The 18,644-nt window shown below is 45.3% G+C and carries 15 protein-coding genes; 8 read left to right on the top strand and 7 right to left on the bottom strand.

Annotated elements, in window-relative coordinates:
- Nucleotides 1-98: 98 nt before the first annotated feature.
- The 4 genes from malQ (at nucleotide 99) to OU793_RS01755 (ending at nucleotide 7,812) form a co-directional block, all read left to right on the top strand.
- Nucleotides 99-2,279, top strand: a complete 2,181-nt coding sequence (malQ, locus tag OU793_RS01770) for a 4-alpha-glucanotransferase (RefSeq protein ID WP_005480181.1) — start codon at nucleotides 99-101, stop codon at nucleotides 2,277-2,279.
- A 213-nt stretch (nucleotides 2,280-2,492) separates the two neighbouring features.
- Nucleotides 2,493-4,742 (top strand): 1,4-alpha-glucan branching protein GlgB, encoded by a 2,250-nt coding sequence (gene glgB, locus OU793_RS01765; RefSeq protein WP_180793908.1) that lies wholly within the window; start codon nucleotides 2,493-2,495, stop codon nucleotides 4,740-4,742.
- 151 nt (nucleotides 4,743-4,893) lie between these two features.
- The gene (mtgA, locus tag OU793_RS01760) at nucleotides 4,894-5,571 is read left to right on the top strand and encodes a monofunctional biosynthetic peptidoglycan transglycosylase (protein ID WP_140103707.1); all 678 of its coding nucleotides are present in this window, start codon (nucleotides 4,894-4,896) and stop codon (nucleotides 5,569-5,571) included.
- Between the two features lie 180 nt (nucleotides 5,572-5,751).
- Nucleotides 5,752-7,812, top strand: a complete 2,061-nt coding sequence (locus tag OU793_RS01755; protein ID WP_140103708.1) for an alpha-amylase — start codon at nucleotides 5,752-5,754, stop codon at nucleotides 7,810-7,812.
- Nucleotides 7,813-7,879: 67 nt separating this feature from the next.
- Here the strand turns inward: OU793_RS01755 and OU793_RS01750 are convergent, their stop codons facing one another.
- Together OU793_RS01750 and OU793_RS01745 are read right to left on the bottom strand one after the other, a co-directional pair.
- Nucleotides 7,880-8,596 carry a DsbA family protein gene (locus OU793_RS01750; RefSeq protein ID WP_140103709.1) on the bottom strand — a complete coding sequence of 239 codons (717 nt, stop codon included), beginning with the start codon at nucleotides 8,594-8,596 and terminating at the stop codon, nucleotides 7,880-7,882.
- 96 nt (nucleotides 8,597-8,692) lie between these two features.
- The gene (locus OU793_RS01745; protein ID WP_005484669.1) at nucleotides 8,693-8,980 is read right to left on the bottom strand and encodes a hypothetical protein; all 288 of its coding nucleotides are present in this window, start codon (nucleotides 8,978-8,980) and stop codon (nucleotides 8,693-8,695) included.
- 448 nt (nucleotides 8,981-9,428) lie between these two features.
- On the opposite strand from OU793_RS01745, the gene OU793_RS01740 reads away from it, so the two are divergent.
- The 4 genes from OU793_RS01740 to OU793_RS01725 all read left to right on the top strand — a co-directional run bounded on the left by OU793_RS01740 (nucleotide 9,429) and on the right by OU793_RS01725 (nucleotide 12,307).
- Nucleotides 9,429-10,166 carry a nucleoside recognition domain-containing protein gene (locus OU793_RS01740; protein ID WP_005458324.1) on the top strand — a complete coding sequence of 246 codons (738 nt, stop codon included), beginning with the start codon at nucleotides 9,429-9,431 and terminating at the stop codon, nucleotides 10,164-10,166.
- A complete protein-coding gene (locus OU793_RS01735; RefSeq protein ID WP_005458317.1) occupies nucleotides 10,166-10,633 on the top strand; it encodes a YjiG family protein in 468 nt (155 codons plus the stop codon). The genes OU793_RS01740 and OU793_RS01735 overlap by 1 nt, the downstream gene beginning before the upstream one ends.
- Nucleotides 10,634-10,642: 9 nt before the next feature.
- Nucleotides 10,643-11,767 (top strand): M20 family metallopeptidase, encoded by a 1,125-nt coding sequence (locus OU793_RS01730; protein ID WP_140103710.1) that lies wholly within the window; start codon nucleotides 10,643-10,645, stop codon nucleotides 11,765-11,767.
- A gap of 165 nt (nucleotides 11,768-11,932) precedes the next feature.
- Entirely contained in the window at nucleotides 11,933-12,307 is a 375-nt protein-coding gene (locus OU793_RS01725) for a YkvA family protein (protein WP_005458336.1), read from the top strand.
- A 9-nt stretch (nucleotides 12,308-12,316) separates the two neighbouring features.
- Here the strand turns inward: OU793_RS01725 and OU793_RS01720 are convergent, their stop codons facing one another.
- The 5 genes from OU793_RS01720 to OU793_RS01700 form a co-directional block, all read right to left on the bottom strand.
- The gene (locus OU793_RS01720; protein ID WP_236578057.1) at nucleotides 12,317-13,426 is read right to left on the bottom strand and encodes a lipase family protein; all 1,110 of its coding nucleotides are present in this window, start codon (nucleotides 13,424-13,426) and stop codon (nucleotides 12,317-12,319) included.
- A gap of 83 nt (nucleotides 13,427-13,509) precedes the next feature.
- Entirely contained in the window at nucleotides 13,510-13,983 is a 474-nt protein-coding gene (locus tag OU793_RS01715; RefSeq protein WP_236578056.1) for a DUF6795 domain-containing protein, read from the bottom strand.
- A 404-nt stretch (nucleotides 13,984-14,387) separates the two neighbouring features.
- The gene (locus OU793_RS01710) at nucleotides 14,388-15,692 is read right to left on the bottom strand and encodes a dicarboxylate/amino acid:cation symporter (RefSeq protein ID WP_140104013.1); all 1,305 of its coding nucleotides are present in this window, start codon (nucleotides 15,690-15,692) and stop codon (nucleotides 14,388-14,390) included.
- 400 nt (nucleotides 15,693-16,092) lie between these two features.
- Nucleotides 16,093-17,364: a DUF1835 domain-containing protein gene (locus tag OU793_RS01705; RefSeq protein ID WP_159404234.1), complete on the bottom strand. Its 1,272-nt coding sequence runs from the start codon at nucleotides 17,362-17,364 to the stop codon at nucleotides 16,093-16,095.
- Nucleotides 17,365-17,644: 280 nt separating this feature from the next.
- Complete coding sequence (locus OU793_RS01700) at nucleotides 17,645-18,535, bottom strand: LysR family transcriptional regulator (RefSeq protein ID WP_015313639.1); 891 nt, start codon at nucleotides 18,533-18,535, stop codon at nucleotides 17,645-17,647.
- Nucleotides 18,536-18,644: the final 109 nt, after the last annotated feature.

Here is an 18,644-nt window from a genome sequence, read left to right as displayed (position 1 = left end):
AGGTAGCCAAGCGCTACCTTTGGTCATTTGCAAACTTACGTTATTGATAACAATAAAACCCTACATGGAAGGTGTTGGTATTACCTTCGGAGAAAGCGATGAAAGAACAAACAGCATTAAAGAAAGTCGCGGAAATGGCGAGATTGGCTGATAGCTACGTCAGCGCGTGGGGAGACGAGGCAAAAGTTTCTGACGAGACTCTACGCCGCTTGCTCACTTCACTAGGCTACGATACTAGCAGCGATGAAAAACTATTGGCTTCTGCTGAAAAGAAACATAAGAAAGACGTACTAGCCCCTGTTCTTGTTTTACGCGACGGCGAACCAGTCGAAGTGGAACTAAACCTAGGTACGAGTGCTCGTGAGAGTGAATTCAGCTGGCGTTTAGAAACAGAACAAGGAGAGGTACTTGAAGGCTATCTTCAGTCTCAAATTGTTCGTGATGAGCGTGCTGAGGGTGGCCCTCTAGTGTTTGCATTGCCAAAGAACTTGGCATGGGGTTACCACAAACTGATCATCAGCCGTAAGCGTCGTAAAACGCCTTACGAGATGTCATTGATCATCACACCGAAAGCGTGTTTCAAACAAGAAGACCTAAACCAACACAAAAAACTGTGGGGTCCAAGCATTCAGCTTTACACACTGCGTACTCAGCATAACTGGGGCATCGGTGATTTTGGTGACCTAAAACAGTTGGTGAGTGACATTGCCTCTCGTGGTGGTGACTTCATTGGCTTGAACCCAATTCACTCACTTTTCCCAGCAAACCCAGAAGGTGCGAGCCCATACAGCCCGTCTTCTCGTCGCTGGCTGAACATCATGTACATCGACGTAAGCTCTGTACCTGAGTTTGCGCTAAGTGCAGAAGCACAACAGCGAGTGGGCAGCGCAGAGTTCCAACAACGTCTACAAAAAGCGCGTGACTCACATTGGGTGAACTACACCGAAGTTTCTCAACTAAAAATGAGCGTATTGCCGCTGCTGTTTAGTGAGTTCAAGGCTCGTCATCTCGATAAAAACACGGACCGCGCTCGCGCATTCTTAGATTTCGTAGAGAAGGGCGGCGAAAGTTTATTGCACCAAGCGGCATTTGATGCGCTTCATGCAGATTTGCACGCTGAAGATTCTGGCGTTTGGGGTTGGCCTGTATTCCCTGAGAAATACCGCACATTCGACGCGGCTGGCACTCAGAAATACATCAAAGACAACCAAGATCGCGTTCACTTGTACATGTACCTACAATGGATCGCAGACGATCAAATCAAAGAAGCGCAAGCCCTAGCTGAAGAAAAAGGCATGGCTGTGGGTCTGTACCGCGATCTTGCGGTTGGTGTTGCTGATTCTGGTAGTGAAACATGGGCGGATGAAGGCAACCTAGTGCTGGATGCAAGCATCGGTGCGCCACCAGATATTCTTGGTCCTCTAGGTCAAAACTGGGGTCTGCCACCGCTTAACCCTCAAGTGTTGGAAGCGACAGGCTACGATGCGTACATCAAGTTGCTACGTGCCAACATGAAGCATTGTGGTGCACTGCGTATCGACCACGTACTTGGCCTATTGCGTCTATGGTGGATTCCAAAAGGCGAAAAAGCGACAGAAGGCGCGTACTTGTACTACCCAGTAGAAGACATGCTCGCAATCCTAGCGCTTGAGTCGCACCGTCATCAGTGCTCTGTGATTGGTGAAGACTTAGGTACTGTGCCAGATGAAATCGTTGATATCCTACGTGATGCGGGCGTGCATTCGTACAAAGTCTTCTTCTTCGAAACCTCAAAAGAGGACGGCGGCTTTATTTCTCCGAAGCATTACGCAGAGCAGTCTATGGCGGCATTGTGTACGCACGACATGCCAACCCTACGCGGCTTCTGGCACTGTGATGATTTGAAAATGGGTCGTGAGATTGGTCTGTACCCAGATGAAAAACAGTTGGAAGGCTTATTCGCTGACCGTTTGAAGTGCAAACAAGGCATCCTAGACAGCGTTCGTTGGCACGGTTACTTGCCAGAAGGCATTGGCCATGATGCGCAGTTCGTACCAATGGATTCATACCTAAGCGAAGCGCTTCAATTGCACGTTGCTGCGGGTGATTCTGCACTGCTTAGCGTTCAGCTTGAAGACTGGTTAGAAATGGATCAACCGGTCAACATTCCTGGCACGGTTGATGAGTATCCAAACTGGCGTCGTAAGCTGTCGATGAACCTAGATGAAATCTTCAGTCGTGAAGACGTGAATCGCATTTCTAAACGCCTTACAGAAGTTCGCGCACAGGCGAGCAAATAAGATGCGTAGAGTGACGTAGATGAATGAGCGGATTACTAATTTTGTTAGCTCAGAGGTACGAAAGTTCCGTCTAGGTCACTCATTCAACCCACACAATCCGTTAGGATGAAGTACCGTTATTATGCCCGCGACAATAGCGGGCATTTTTGTATTTTGACGCCGTTTACGCGACGAACGTGAGAAGCGGAGTCTTTTGTGAGTTCACAACGTTGGCTGTGGAGAAACCAACATTCGGTTCAAACGAATATTGGCTCTAGGGAGAAAGATTTGAAAATCACCAAAACAAAGAAAATAAAGAAAAAACACGAACGCGCGTACGAACTGCTTGCTGAGGCGGCTTACTCAGATCCATTTGCGGCGTTGGGCCCATTCATTGATGACGGCGAAGGTTCGCTGCGAGTGTGGATGCCGGGCGCGAACAAGGTTGAACTGCTTGTTAATGGTGAACCTCGCGTGGCGCTTGAACGCGATGGCGACAGCGGTTTTATCTTAAAAGAGCAACGCGACTTACACCTGACCCACTACCGTTTAGCGGTCGATTGGAATGGTGTTGAACAAATTATTGATGACCCGTACCAGTACCACAATATCTACCAAGAGTACGAGCATCTGCATACGCCAAAAGACATGTATCACTACATGGGCGCGCACTTTGTCACGCTAGAACGTGGCGGTGAAAACATTTCCGGTGTTCGTTTCCTCGTCTACGCTCCGCATGCATCGGCTGTTAGCCTTGTGGGTTGCTTCAACCAATGGGATGGTCGTCGTCACCCAATGCAACGTTTAGATTATGGCATTTGGGGTTTGTTCATTCCTGGCTTAGAAGAAGGCGTTCAGTACAAATTTGAGCTCAAAGGGCCAAATGGGGAAGGGCTGCCACACAAACAAGACCCTTGGGGTTTCTACTCTGAGCAATACCCATCGTTCGCATCCATTACTTACGATCACAAGCGTTACCAATGGCAAGATGCGAAATGGCAAAACCGCGCAGTGACACAAAAGCGTGATGAAGCGTTATCGTTTTATGAGCTGCATGCTGGATCATGGAAGCGCGACGAGAAAGGTGATTTCCTCAACTACCGCGAACTCGCGGAGCAGTTGGTGCCATACCTTGTGGATATGGGCTACACCCACGTTGAGCTGATGCCTGTGTCTGAGCATCCATTCTATGGTTCATGGGGCTATCAACCCGTTGGCCTATTTGCGCCAACCAGCCGTTACGGCTCTCCTGATGATTTCAAATTCTTCGTGGATGCGTGTCACCAAGCTGGTATCGGTGTGGTGCTGGATTGGGTTCCGGCGCATTTCCCATCGGATGACCACGGTTTAGCAAACTTTGACGGCACACCGTTGTTCCACGACCCGGACCCGCGTCGCGGTTGGCACCAAGATTGGAATTCATACATCTATGATTTAGGCCGTGAACATGTGCGTCGCTTCCTTGTATCGAATGCGCTGTACTGGTTTGAACAATTCCATATTGATGGTATTCGCGTGGACGCTGTCGCGTCGATGCTCTATCTCGATTATTCACGTAGCCACGATCAGTGGGTACCGAACGTCGACGGTGGTAACGAAAACTACGACGCAATAGCAACCTTAAAATGGATGAACGAAGAAGTGTACAAGCACTTCCCGAATGCGATGACGATTGCGGAAGAGTCAACGGCGTTTCCTGGAGTGTCTGCGCCAACCTTTATGGGGGGTTTAGGTTTTGGCTTCAAGTGGAATATGGGGTGGATGCACGACAGTCTTTCATACATCAAAGAAGATCCTGTTCACCGCAAATACCACCACAATACCATCACATTCCCGCTGGTTTATGCGCACAGCGAGAACTACGTCTTGTCTCTCTCTCACGATGAGGTGGTGTACGGCAAAGGCTCTATCCATAACAAGATGCCGGGTGATGAATGGCAGCAAACCGCAAACCTACGTGCATACTACGGTTACATGTATGGTCAACCGGGCAAAAAGCTGAACTTCATGGGCGCGGAAATCGGCCAAACGGCGGAGTGGAACCACGATGATCAGTTGCAATGGTTCTTGCTGGAATATGAGCGTCATCAAGGTGTCCAAAAGCTGATGCGAGATTTGAACCACTTGTACCGAAATGAAGCGGCGATGCACGATCAAGATTGTGTCCCTGCGGGTTTTGAGTGGCGTCTACAAGACGAAGCGGATGCGAGTATCCTAGCGCACGAGCGTATCAGTAAAGAAGGTGAGCGTATTCTCATCATCACCAACTTTACGCCCGTACCACACGAGCGTTTCCGTTTAGGCGTTCCAAATGCAGGTCAATACGAACTGCTGCTGAACACGAACGACAGCAAATACGGCGGCAGCGATTTTAAAGTGCTGACCAGTGTGAAAACGGAAAAAGTCGAAAGTGAATCACTGCCTCAATCACTTGAGCTTCGTTTACCACCACTTTCAACCGTGTTCTACAAGCTGAATAAATAATTCAGTCTAATCAAATTCTAAGCCCGTTTTACATTGTAAATCGGGCTTTTTTTGACCTATTTTTTACCTCAAAAACTTGTTGTTCCTGATTGAATCAGGCAATCTCGCTGGTTTGTTTATCATCAATCGCTAATGCATTGGGGAACCACACATGTTGAAAAGGCTTAAGTCATTTCTATTTAAAATGGTGTTGATATTACTGATCGCCCCAGTCGTTTTGGTTGGTGTGGTGAAATATGTCGATCCACCAATATGGGGATGGAAGTTAAGCCGCATTGTTGCCCCACCAAAGAACTATCCAGACAGCAGCCAACACGAATGGGTATCCTTGTCGCGTGTTTCAAAAAATATGCAGTTAGCGGTGATTGCGACCGAAGACCAAAAATTCCCTCATCATTATGGTGTCGATTTCGAGTCGCTATTCGACGTGATTTCCGAGGCTGGTGATAATGGTCCGTCGAGAGGCGCGAGCACTATTACCCAACAAGCCGCGAAAAATGTGTTTTTGTTTCCTTCTCACTCCTACGTTCGCAAGGCTTATGAGCTTTACTTTGCCTTGCTGATGGAGCTGATGTGGAGTAAAGAGCGCATTCTCGAAGTGTATCTAAATGTGGTTGAATTTGGTCCCGGTATTTACGGCGCTGAAGCGGCGGCGCAGAATTATTTTGGTGTCAGTGCAAAGCAACTCTCGAAGTGGCAAGCAGCGCGTTTAGCCGTGGTGTTGCCAAACCCATATCGAATCAAAGTCTATCCACAAAGTGATTACACTGCTCGCCGCACAAGATGGGCGATGAATCAAATGAGCAATCTTGGCAGCGTGCAACTTTAACTCCCTCAATCCATTACGCTTAAATAGAACTACGCCCCTATATCAATAAAATGTGAAGCGTCACAACCTTTGGGGCGTAGGCAGTTAGAATGATGTGTTCAGTTTCTTATCTAGGCACAATTAGTGTGAATAAAACTAATAAATGTGCATGGTTACCCTGTGCTGCCAATGGACTGAACGATGAAACTGAACCTGATTACCACTACTTTACTGCTTGCGTCGGCAAGTGCCATCGCCGAGCCTAACATCACCATTTCTACCACGACCAACAGCCGTGACTTCCCGCTAAGTGCAGAGCAGCCTTTGGTTGTGCCTCTAACCAAAGACGGATACACGCTTAAAATCACGGGCGTTGAAGGCGACTGCGTTGCACCTGATGGTCAGAAAGTGAAGTTCAATAAACCTATCGCGCTAAATTGTGGCAAGCCGACCGAACTGCCACTCAAAGTTCGCTTTACTGGTGACTATTCCTTCGCTTATGACGATGTGGTTAAGACGTTGCTGTTTAAGCGAGAGCCGAAAAAAGCAGCAAAAACCGAATTTAAACGCCCGATCCCGCAAGTACAATGTGAAGTCTACCAAGGCGGTGAAGTGACGATCGCTCTGGGGGATAGCTTTCCTGAAGGCACCAAGCTACGCGATGCTTATTCAGGTCAAATGGTTGAAGTGAAAGAGCAGAAAGTATCACTGACGCCAAGTAAAGACTCTGGCGGCCTAGTGCTGCTAGAGCCTGTGCAGAAAACCAAAGAAGCGGTGCCATTTGATTACCGAAATGCAAACATTTACTTCGTAATGGTTGACCGTTTCAACAACGCAGACGCAAGTAACGATAACAGTTATGGTCGTAAAAAAGACGGCAAAGATGAAGTTGGCACGTTCCACGGCGGTGACCTTAAAGGTGTAATTGAGAAATTGGATTACATCAAGAGCCTAGGTACAGACGCGATTTGGTTGTCGCCAATCGTTGAACAAGTGCACGGCTTTGTCGGTGGTGGTGATAGTGGCTCATTCCCGTTTTATGCTTACCATGGCTACTGGACGCGCGATTTCACCAAGATTGATGAGAACTTCGGTAACGAAGAAGATTTAAAAACGCTGGTGGAAGAGGCGCACAAGCGTGGCCTCAAAGTCTTGATGGATGCGGTTATCAACCATTCTGGTTACTCAACATTGGCAGATCTACAGTTCGACGGTATCGATGTGTTAAAGCCTAATGCCGAACTGCCCAAGAAATGGGGCGACTGGCAACCAAAAGCAGGCGAAAATTGGCATAGCTACCACCAGAATATTGATTATCAGAGTCCGAACTGGGCGAAGTGGTGGGGCGGCGATTGGGTAAGAACCGGTTTGCCGGGTTACCCAGCTCCTGGCAGTAGCGATATTACGATGTCTCTTGCTGGCTTGCCAGATTTCATCACTGAATCCAATAAAACCGTCACGCCGCCGCAATGGTTGTTGAATAACCCTGGCACTCGCGTAGAAGCTCGTGACAATTACACCGTCTCGGATTACTTGATTGAATGGCAAACTGACTGGGTGAAACGCTTTGGCATTGATGGTTATCGCGTCGATACGGTGAAACACGTCGAAGGTGAAGTTTGGCAGCGTCTAAAAGAGGAGGCATCGAACAGCCTAGAACAATGGCGTAAAGAAAATGGCAAATCAGGTCAGCCGTTCTGGATGATGGGCGAAGTCTGGGGACACACCGCGTATCGCAGCCCTTATTTCGATGATGGTTTTGACGCGTTGATCAACTTCGATATGCAGAAGAAGCTAGACAAAGGCGCGGCGTGCTTTAGCCAAATGGCAGACACTTACCAAAGCTATGCGGACACTATCGCGAACGAGAAAGACTTCAACCCAGTCAGTTACATGTCTTCTCACGATACGGAGTTGTTCTTCTCACGTTTTAAAGATTACGGCATGCAACGTAACGCCGCGAACGCATTGCTCCTTAGCCCAGGAGCGGTTCAGGTTTATTATGGCGATGAAGTAGGCCGTAACATTGGCCCTTACGCGGATGATTTCCACCAAGGCACACGTTCAGACATGGTTTGGAAGCTATCGGATGACAAACAAGCTTTGCTGAAACACTGGCAAACCCTTGGTCAGTTCCGTCAAGCACACCCTGCCATTGGCGCAGGTCAGCATCGAGTTATTGAACAGGAAGGCGCGTACGTTTTCTCTCGTTCGCTTGGCAATGACAAAGTCGTCGTGGCGTTTGTTGGACGTGAAAAGTAACTAAACGCTCTTTATGTCGGTAAATATAAAGCCCTTCCTTGAGTTATCAGGGAAGGGCTCTGTTGTTTTAGTTCGCCAGTTCTTGGTCGATGACTTTTTCTAGCTCGTCAAACGGCACATAACCAGGAATGATCTGATCATTAATGATCAACGCGGGCGTGCCGCGTAAACCAAGTTGCGTGAAATACTGATAGTTTTTATCAAGCAGCGCTTTGGTTTCTTTGTCGTCGACAAGCTGCGCTTCTGTCCCCGTTTTCTTCGCGATCTGTTTTAACGAACGTGCATCATGTGCGCCCGGTTTTTTCACCAATAACTCATGCACTTGTTCGTACTTATCTCGCTGGTTTTGCCAAACATTTAATGCGTAACTTGCCGAGTTGTAGCCGTTTTTCTCGTATTGTTCTTTAAAAGAGACATTGAGGTTAAGCACTTTTATCTGCGGATATTCCTTACCAACTTTGACCAGTTCTCCTTCTAAACGTTTACAAAAAGGGCAACTGTAGTCCGTTACGTTAATAATGGTTAACTCTGGGGTTTCAGCTCCAAAAGAGGAATGTTTGCCATCATTTAGATATTGACGAACCTCCTTCAAGGTGTCGCCAAATGACTGTTGATACGCAATGTACTCTTGCAGGTTTTGGTGCAATGAATCAAGAATTTGAGGGTTCTCTTTTAGTATCTGAGTAATTTCCTCTAGCTTTTGTTCTAAGGTCTTTTCTGATGCGAAAGATACGGCAGGTACGATAGCCATCGTTAACGCCAAAAGTGTACGAGTGAATGTCATAATATTTCCTAAAACTTTTAGATTTCGTTGTTTGTTGTGTGAAGTGAATAAAATACGTACAAAAGTCAGGCGAGCGGGTTTCTCGCCTTGCTGGGTTTATTCTCTAAACACGCAAAGTTTTAGGTGAACCCGATACTTTTCCCGTATCGGTTCTGTGTATTCCAGATAACGAATTGCTGTGGATGCCATCGGCAGCGCCACAATCAAAGCAAACAGAAAAAATGGAATAAGAATATGATCAAACTGGTGTTGGTACGCTTGAACCAGCTTCTCTGAAAGGTCGCAAGATGGTGATAAATTCACGCTTTCATTTTGCTGACTCTGTATTTGGTGAGCCTTAGGGCAGCTTTTCGAGAAGCCGGAGTTTTGGCTCAAACATACCATCACCACCCAAAACACGAGGGCGAGTGTCCACTTGGCTATTTTAGGTTGTGAGCGTAACAATGGGCTGCCTAGTCCTGTTGATTCTGGTTTATGCCGTTTGCATATGACCGGACAATCCTAACCTAAATTTCATTATGGAATGTTACTTTCGAGTTAATCGATATCGCCTCAATGCCAAAGTATGAAGTACGTCATGAATGTTGTAGAAAGCAATATTCGTTGGAATCATTGGTCGGATTGATGAAGAAGTCCTGAGGTATCGATATAGATTAATATACCTAATTGTTAGCACAAATTTTTATTATCTTTCAAATGTGATTAAAATCATAAAACAAAACTTCATAACAGAGTCGCCAGAATGTTCGGCAGGCGGATTGATTTTGATCATCTCTCTAGCACATTATTCGGGTGAACATATGTGTCCTGTCCCACATGTGTAGGTAATGTTATGAAAAATCCTGTTCAAACCGAGCGCAAGGTTACGCTGGGGTGCTACGTTGCACTGGCGTTTGCGGTCGTCTTCTTTTCTGGTCTCATGCAATCGAACGAATGGTATGGCGTATTTGATTTCACCACGTTGAATGGCTCTTTTGGCAAGGTGGCTTATGGTGTCACCGAAACGGCTGACGGTGTGCAAGTTGCAACAACGTCGCTTCGTGGTACTGGTGGTAGCGGTGCACGTGACGGTTTCATTTTTGCACTTACTTTGATTCCTACCGTTATGTTCGCACTGGGTATGATCAATGTACTTGAGCACTATGGCGCACTAGAAGCGGCACGCAAACTGTTAACGCCGCTTCTTCGTCCAATTATGGGGATTCCGGGTAACTCTGGTTTGGCTCTTATCGCTTCGCTGCAAAGTACCGACGCGGGCGCGGCGATGACTCGTCAGCTTAAAGATGAAGGCCATCTCACCAAACGCGAAACCGATGTGTTCACTATGTTCCAGTTCACCGCTGGTGCCACCATTGTTAACTTTTTCTCCTCAGGGGCGGTGCTGTTTACGTTGACGATGGCGGATGGCTCGCTTGCCGTAACGTCTTCTATTGGTTTGGCGGTTGTGGTGATGTTCTTGTTTAAAATCGTGGGTGCGAACTTATTCCGTATCTACCTAAACATCACAGAAGGTAAAGAAGACAAGCAAGAGAAAAGCAAATCTGAGAACTTAAAAGAGGAGACGGCGTAATGAGTGACGTAAAAGTAAGTAAGCCGATGGTGACGGATATTTTCGTTGAAGGCGCTAAAAAAGGCTGGGTTATTGCGACAACATCAACCGTGCCTAACGTTCTTATGGCGTTTGTCATCATTAAGGCGTTGCAGATTACTGGCGCGTTGGATTTGATGGGCTCGGTATTTTCTCCAGTAATGGCGGTTTTTGGTTTGCCAGGTGAAGCGGCTGCGGTGCTGATTGGTGCTTGGATGTCGATGGGCGGCGCAGTTGGCGTGGTTATCACATTGTTTGACCAAGGCATCTTGAACGGTACGCACATCGCGATTCTTGCACCTGCAATTTACCTAATGGGCTCACAGGTTCAGTACATGGGTCGAATTATGGGACCTATCGGTACTGAAGGTCGTTACATCCCAATCATGATTGCGATTTCCGTATTGAACGCATTTGGCGCAATGCTAGTCATGAACTTGTTTGTTTAGGGGGCAATCATGCAGTTTTCTCTCAATGAATATCTCGAAGAACTTCGTCCTCTCATCAATGTCGATTGTGGCACGTACACGACTGATGGCATTGAGTTCATCGCTTCTCAATTTGAAGAGAAGTACCAAGTGATGTCTGGTTGGAGCGTAAAACGCATCGACTGTGGCAGAGCGGGCATCGGTCTTGAAGTTCGAAACAAGCCTGAGGCTGAGCAAGTTGACGTGATGCTGATTGGTCACATGGATACCGTGTTCCCTGTCGGTACCGCAGAGTTACGTCCTATGTCTCAAGACGCTGAAAAAGCGTACGGTCCGGGTGTCTCGGACATGAAATCTGGCTTGCTGAATATTGTGTACGCGATGCGTAACCTCGACCAAGCGGTGTTGGATAAACTGTCAATTTGTATCTGCATGAACCCAGACGAAGAAACCGGATCGTTAGATTCGGTCGACTGGATTCAATCTGTTGCAAAAAACGCGAAAAACGTATTGGTGGCAGAAGCAGCACGTGCAGACGGTGGTTTAGTCAAAGCGCGCAAAGGCATGGCGCGTTATAAAATCACGTTTAATGGCATTGCAGCCCACGCTGGCAACGAGCCAGAAAATGGCCGCAGTGCAATTACCGAGATGGCGAACTGGATTCTGGCTGTCAATGCAATGACCAACTTTGAATCTGGTACCACGCTGAATGTCGGTATTGTTTCTGGCGGTAACGGCGCGAACATCGTCCCTGAGCACGCTGAAGCGATTGTGGATATACGTTTCTGGAGCAACGAAGAATACGATGATGTCGATAGCAAGCTAAACGGCATGCTGGAAACACCATTCGTTGATGGCGTTAGCATCGAGTTGGTACGTGAAGCTTATAAACCTTCTATGGTGCCAAGCGCGCAAACTGAAAGCTTGATGGCATTAGTTGAAGAAGCAGCAAGTGAACTGGCTATCGACATCAACTGGAAAGAAGTGGGTGGCGGCTCTGATGCAAACAATACGGCAATTCTTGGAGTTCCAACTTTGGATGGTCTAGGACCTATCGGTGCAGGTTTCCACAGTGACCAAGAGTACTTGTTGCTTGAGTCTATCGAACCACGTATCAAAATGCTGATACGTGTACTGGAGAAGATAGCTCAGTAGTGCACTCGACAACTTAGTTCCCAACATCACGATCCCCAGACTTCGGTTTGGGGATTTTTCTATCTGTGTTTTTGTTTCACTTTACTATCATTTCTTGTTATTAATCTTGCGTTCAGGTTCGATTTATTAATATGTTGGCCACAGTCATAAATTTCGGAGGCAACGATGACCACAACAATGTCTGTAAAATCGGCGCCGAAAGACGCCAAAGATCAAACGATGCAAGCGCCAGATGAGAAAACCTTCTGGCGCAAAATGAAAGGGTCGGTTAAGAAAGCGGGTGAAGAAATTGCCGTAATGGGCATAAAATCATGGCTCGCGATGACAGATTCCAACACCGCCGTTCGCCATAAGGCGATTTTAGGTGGCGCGTTGGCTTACTTCGTATTACCAACCGATATGGTGCCAGATGTACTAGCAGGCGTCGGCTTTACCGATGACATGGCAGCGCTTACGTTAGCCGCTAACTCTGTCGGCAATGCCATCACTAAAGAACACGAAGCACAAGCCAGAGAAAAACTGAATTCGATGGCGGATTAAGTTGAGAATTTATTTTACCGCACTTATAGCCATTTGTGCTGCTCGATATAGTTTTCCAAATACCATAAGAAAAACATTTCTAATAAACTTTGCAGACATATCTTCAATTGCTGTTACTGGTTTTCCAATAAACACCAACATATGACCTAACAGCCCTTTGACTTGTGATTCTCTTACTTTAGATGCTTTAGCTACTTTTTCTATATTTCTGGCGAGTATGTCATAAAATGTCATTCCAGTTGATACTGTAGCTTGGACTGCTATTGCTGAAAACAAGCCTGAATCTTTTAATAAGGTTATTAAGGCTGATTGAATTCTTTCTGACCAATACTCTGTAAATGATGCTTGGTTTCTGTGCTCAAACTTAAATCTAGTAGGTGTATACAAGTATTTGTTAGACCTGACTTTTATCGCTCCCCACGTTTCGGAGTTAGCATTATCTAAATACCCTAAATTTGTTTCGCTAGACATACTATGAGCACTTATATTAAAGCCAGTACTAGCGTCTAAGCGGTACTCATCTCCATTGTGTGGTGCATGAATAAATGGCCAGACAGGTACTTTAGGTACAGGATCTGCGCCATGAGTACAGCGGTATACTTTGTCGTTACTTTTACTAGATTTACGGGAATATTGTTCTAAACCTACTCTAGGTGCGCCAAAAGTATATAAATTCACTCTTAATGAATACTCTTCTCTAAGCCAATCAGAACATAATGAAGCCAGAGCCCCTCCTAAACTATGCCCAACACAGTGAACACGTCTAGGTAAACGTTGGCATTGCTGTAAATACTGTTTAATACTAGGTTTGATGCTTGAAAATGAATTAATAAACCCAGAGTGAGCAATAGAGCCATTTGGAGCGCCTTTGAGGCCTACATTTAGGTTAGTTACCCAATCATTGGCATTTTGTGTCCCTCTAATGGAAATTACTAAATCTCCCTTATATTTTCCTTTTCCAACTCCAATTACCGCAAACGCTTCAGATGTTCTCATTACACCAGGTATCACTTTTCTAAACAATGGGATACGATCTAATCCTGTTATACCTCCAGTTCGGCCACTAAAAACATCTTGCTGCGAAAATACAAAGTGTTTTTCAAAACCGTCTTGTCCCATAAAGGCTAGTCTCCCTCGTCCCTGGTATACTCCATACGGTATGTTCGCGATCTCTGATGCAAGTTTTGGTGTTAAAGACGGCATTACGTATCCTCCGTAAACTCTGTTTTATATAAAAATCCATTTAAATTGCAGTTGCTAATAACCATTAGATCTCGAGCATTATCTAGGTTGATATTCTTGAAAAAGTACCGGAATTCTTTGTTTTCAATTTCACAGTAAAGGTTACTTAGGTTGTCTTCTATAAATATAGGTGGTGAAACGTAGTTTAACTGGGACTCCCAAATATATTTCTTTTCTTCATTTATATAGGTATATATACCTATATATGAATATGTTTGATTCAAAGCTGATTCTTTGAATCTTTGAGAATGTATGACAGGTTTGAAATTAAATTCACCTAACTCATTGGTGGTTGAACTTCTCTTGTAAGTATTCTTTAAAAAACTCGCTTCCAAGTAGACGGTGACATTTTCTAGAGGCGTTTTATCAACAACTAAAGTGCCCTTTATCTCTGGGCTTAATGTATATTTAAATTTATTAAAAAAACCGAACATACTTTCGTTAAAACCTAATGTAAGTATTGAAAATGAGAAAGTGAATAAAAAAATACTACTTTTAAACATGAATTTATGATGTGAGTATCTTAGTGCAAACTTAATTATCAGACTACTATCTATCACCATTTGGTTTTGAGCTTTAACTTAATAATGGAATTTGCATCTCGCTATTATGAAAATGTCTGTTATATCACTTTCAAATTGATAATAATGGATGAGGAATCCTAACTATTCAGAAGAGTTATTATCTTAGTCTAGCTACTTGCTGATTCGTAACTAAGAGAAGTCTAGGAGCAATTATAATTGTAACTTAACCCTTTTGACGTTTGATTGGAAACGAAAAAACCACCTTACAATTAGGTGGTTTTCGCTTAGACAGGATAATTTAATCGTAGAACGATTTAGGCGTCAGCGCGTTTAAGATGCACTTCTTCTTCGGCAACGCCTGCCATTGGGTCGTTGAAGCGAGCTTCATCCAATGCGCCTTCTGATTTCGCAACGATGACGGTCACAGCACTGTCACCAGTAATGTTTACCGCAGTACGAATCATATCAAGTAGACGGTCAACACCCATGATGAGCGCGATACCTTCAAGCGGCAGACCAACTTGGTTCAATACCATAGCAAGCATGACAAGACCCACCCCAGGAACACCCGCAGTACCAATAGACGCAAGTGTTGCGGTCATGATAACCATCATGTAATCGCCCATGCTCAAATCAATATTGAATGCTTGAGCAATAAACGCGGTTGCGACACCTTGCATGATGGCTGTGCCGTCCATATTCACGGTTGCACCTAGAGGAACAGTGAATGATGAAATACGGTTATCTACGCCCATGCGGTGTTTTGCTGTTTCCATTGTCACTGGAATGGTCGCGTTTGATGATGCCGTTGAGAAGGCAAACATGATTGCGTCTTCCATCTTACGTAGGAACGTAACTGGGCTAAGGCCAGTAAAGCCTTTTAGCATTAGACTGTAAGTCACTAGGCCGTGAAGCAATAGTGTGCCCGCTAACACAACAAAGTACTCGGCTAGGTTGACGATGGCACTTAAGCCAAGACCAGTAAACAACTTCGCCATCAAGAAGAACACGCCATATGGAGCTAGGTTCATCAAAATTGCTACAAGCTTCATGATCACTTCGTTTAGATCAGAGAAGAATGCTGCAATTCGCTCACCAGGCTTACCTGCTGCGCTGATCGCGACACCAAACAGAACCGCAAACACGATCACTTGCAGGGTTTTACCTTCTGCCATCGCGCTGATTGGGTTGGTTGGGAACATATCGATGATCACTTGACCCAAAGAAGGCGCCTCTGCCGACTTAAATGAGCTTGCTGCTGTCAGATCAGCGCCAGCTCCCGGTTGGAATAGCGTGCCCATTGTAAGCGCAAGTGTGATAGCGATAGCGGTCGTTGCTATATAGAAAGCAAGGGTTTTACCACCCATGCGACCCAATGTAGAAAGGTCTTTTAGAGAGCTCGTGCCGCAAACCAGTGAAACAAACACTAGTGGTACGACAAGCATTTTTAAGCTGGCGACGAAGATCTGCCCACCAACTTCAAATAATCCATTAACGATGTATGCGTCGACAAATCCGTTGTCGGCAAAAAGTGTGCGAATTGCAAATCCTGTCAAGATACCCGCTACCATACCTAAAATTACTCGGCTGGTGAGCGACATCGGTTTCTTGGTATTCATGAGAACACTCCTTATAGTTATGCACCTTGAGTTCACTTCAAAGCGGCGAGCAGAGTAGCAGTGGAGTGGGAAAATACGAAAGAATAATCCTCTGATTGATTAATAGATGTGAACTTTGTCACTATAAAAAATAGAACTTTAACTAAATTGTAACGAAGTGGCTGGTTGAAAACTTCGAGTTTTAACACTTTTATCGAACATACAACCGATAGAAATGAATTCTTACATTTCGGTTAAATAAGGAATGATGTGCATATCTTCGAGGCGAAAACTGATTTTTGCATAAATAGTTACGGTTTATGCAGTGTGAAATAGGTGATAGGTCGTAATAGTATTTGGATCTAGACGGCGATGCTAATGCTCACTACAGTCAATAGCATCACAGCTCAAGGTTGCGTAATTACGATTTTTTGTAGTGAGATAGTGTGGAGGTGCGTTGGTGATCCCAACGCCAATGATTATGTTCGCTTATTCGCACTCCGCCCACCCAGTAACATTGCTTTGCTCGCTTTTGGCCTGTTAAACACGCTTTGCCAAATTCGGTCAAAGTAACTTTTTGTTCCCACCAATTTTTCTCTACTGAGTCGATAGCGAAAAGCGGCACTTCGGATTGAGTCAGTGGAAACAGTAGGGCGTAAAACATGACATCACCTAAAAAAGGTAGCGGTTCAATTTGCTGATACCGCTTGAACCACTCTGTTACAGAGATGGGTGAACGCTGTGAACTCAATACATTTAAAGCAAGCTGTTGAGTCATGCTCAAACCGCTATTGGTATGAGGCAGTTCTTGCAAGAGACGCCTAAGCACATCGGACATGTTCGGTAAGCAATCCAGTTGATGTTGCTCTATCAAACTGACGATAGCTTTTGGTGAGGAACATGACACTGCTTGCCAACACTGCTTTGCTTGGCTCAATAACTTAGCAGATACGGGTGTACGATATCGCCAACAAGAACGAATAGCTTCTTCAGGCAACTGCCCAAAGCCGATGAATCGCTCAGTACCCGGGAACTGGTTCAACTCAATGATCTCTATCACTTTGTTCTCTACATTCTCTAACAGTGTTAGAGCACGAATTAGCATCAATTGATCATAGCTGTCATGTTCGACCCAAAAGACGATTCGTTCAAATACATCACTTTGCAACAGATCGAGGTTTGATTGTTCCAATGTGACTATATCTTGGACCGAGTCTTCACGCTTCATCACGGGCAGCAGAGTCTCTACGACATATTGGGCACGAATGGCAAGGAAGTTCTGCGGTGTTGCTGGTATGGGGCCAATACAAAGCGGATCGATCAGGGCTAAAAATGTCCCTTCAAATCCGCTGGCTTTAAGTTGTTGTTGAATGTCGTGGCCACAACGAACGTGTAGCGTTTTTACTTTCGCATCTAGGGACGGTTTTTGTTCTTTGATGGCTAGTTTGTGCGCTTCTAGCTCTTTGATATGAGCTTTTAGTCTACTCCAACTGGATAAGCCCAGTTCTCTTGCGAGTGCATGTTGAACGTCAGCCAATTGAATTGTATTGGGAGCCAAAGATTCTGGTTTGGAGTGACATCGCTTAACTAACTCCAACGTAGCGTCATCGTATAGGCGGATAGCTTTGAGCCTTTTTTTAGCAATGGATTTTTGCTGATTGATATTGATCGAGAAGCTATTTGTAGAGTTCATATTTCACCTTTCTTATTTCTTCCACACTCGCCTAAATAGAAGCTAAAAAGAAGGTAAAAACAGATTGTGCCTGCTAAACCAAGCAGGTGAGGATATTGCCGTGAACCGAGTTCTTTCCGCGAGTGTTGGGTGCTTTAGGCATGAGCAGAGTGATAGTAGGTGGTCGCTATCCTTCGTGCAACCTTTTGTGAGAGTGTAGCGTCACAAAATGGCCGTTTCTCTATATTTAGGGAGAATCAATAGGCGATAACACTAGCGATTCAACTCAATACCACTGTCGCTAGGCTCGAGTTTCTACACTTTTGAGTAAAGTACGATAAAGCGCTTGAGTCGCAGGACCACTTTTGGCTCCTTTGGGCAAAGTGAGGTGCAGCGCAACTTGATATTGATGGGAGTGTTCGATCTCCAATACTTTAATTTTATCGCTCTTGCGGGCTGCGACTAAGTGCGCTGGTAGCCGACAAAATCCAGCGCCTTGCTCTACGGCGTGAAAAGCGTGGTCGAAGTTATCGACGGTAATACGCTGACGTGCGCGTAACCAACCCACATCTCTTTTCGTTTTGTCTGAATTGCCTAAGTCACGGATGACAATTTGGCTGGTGGTTGCAAAATCGTCGATGGAAACATGCGGCTTTTTAGCGAGTGGATGGTGTGCTGCGATTACAGGCAGCATGGTTGTTACGCCAAATGCTTCGGCAGGGTAGTTGGTTATCGGTAAGTTGATGATTGCGATGTCAGCGAGCTCATTTACGACCATTTCGGTTGTTTTGCTCAGTGACGTTTCAACCACTTGAACGGAGGTCGTGTTGTTGTCCTCCAAAAATTGACTGAGTGGTGCATAAAGCCAACAAGGGTCACAAAGATGATCTATTGCGACCGTGATTTGAGATTCCACCCCACTTTTTAACTGCTCGCTGATGACTTCCAGTTCCCGCGCTTGTTCAAGCATGGATTGTGCACGACGCAGTATGGTTTTGCCGTGCTCAGTCAAACCTGCTTTGCGCCCTCGTACTTCGATAAGTTGAATACCAAGTTGGTCTTCTAACTTCCTCACCGAGTAGATCAATGTGGTATGGCTCTTGTTGAGCAGCAAAGCTGCAGATTGAATGCTACCTTCTTGATCAATCGCTTGTAGCGTTTGCCATTGTTCTAAGGTCGTTTTTAGTCTCATGAGTCAATTTTTTAGACAGTTAATGGCAAAATTATGAACTTTTTTGTCAGTTTTATAAAGGTAATAATCTTGTCATCGAAAGCGAGTCAATTAAGAAGAGGAGACTCAA

Origin of the sequence: Vibrio sp. VP6, from assembly GCF_028823755.1 — a bacterium.
In the GTDB taxonomy this organism is placed as follows: Bacteria; Pseudomonadota; Gammaproteobacteria; order Enterobacterales; family Vibrionaceae; genus Vibrio; species Vibrio parahaemolyticus.
This window is presented reverse-complemented; position numbering and strand designations above follow the sequence as displayed.

Bases quoted from the DNA above. Each gene is read 5' to 3' on its own strand.
- malQ (WP_005480181.1), top strand. From the start codon at position 99: ATGAAAGAACAAACAGCATTAAAGAAAGTCGCGGAAATGGCGAGATTG.
- mtgA (WP_140103707.1), top strand. From the start codon at position 4,894: ATGTTGAAAAGGCTTAAGTCATTTCTATTTAAAATGGTGTTGATATTA.
- OU793_RS01755 (WP_140103708.1), top strand. From the start codon at position 5,752: ATGAAACTGAACCTGATTACCACTACTTTACTGCTTGCGTCGGCAAGT.
- OU793_RS01750 (WP_140103709.1), bottom strand. From the start codon at position 8,596: ATGACATTCACTCGTACACTTTTGGCGTTAACGATGGCTATCGTACCT.
- OU793_RS01745 (WP_005484669.1), bottom strand. From the start codon at position 8,980: ATGGTATGTTTGAGCCAAAACTCCGGCTTCTCGAAAAGCTGCCCTAAG.
- OU793_RS01740 (WP_005458324.1), top strand. From the start codon at position 9,429: ATGAAAAATCCTGTTCAAACCGAGCGCAAGGTTACGCTGGGGTGCTAC.
- OU793_RS01735 (WP_005458317.1), top strand. From the start codon at position 10,166: ATGAGTGACGTAAAAGTAAGTAAGCCGATGGTGACGGATATTTTCGTT.
- OU793_RS01730 (WP_140103710.1), top strand. From the start codon at position 10,643: ATGCAGTTTTCTCTCAATGAATATCTCGAAGAACTTCGTCCTCTCATC.
- OU793_RS01725 (WP_005458336.1), top strand. From the start codon at position 11,933: ATGACCACAACAATGTCTGTAAAATCGGCGCCGAAAGACGCCAAAGAT.
- OU793_RS01720 (WP_236578057.1), bottom strand. From the start codon at position 13,426: ATGGGACAAGACGGTTTTGAAAAACACTTTGTATTTTCGCAGCAAGAT.
- OU793_RS01715 (WP_236578056.1), bottom strand. From the start codon at position 13,983: ATGTTCGGTTTTTTTAATAAATTTAAATATACATTAAGCCCAGAGATA.
- OU793_RS01710 (WP_140104013.1), bottom strand. From the start codon at position 15,692: ATGAATACCAAGAAACCGATGTCGCTCACCAGCCGAGTAATTTTAGGT.
- OU793_RS01705 (WP_159404234.1), bottom strand. From the start codon at position 17,364: ATGAACTCTACAAATAGCTTCTCGATCAATATCAATCAGCAAAAATCC.
- OU793_RS01700 (WP_015313639.1), bottom strand. From the start codon at position 18,535: ATGAGACTAAAAACGACCTTAGAACAATGGCAAACGCTACAAGCGATT.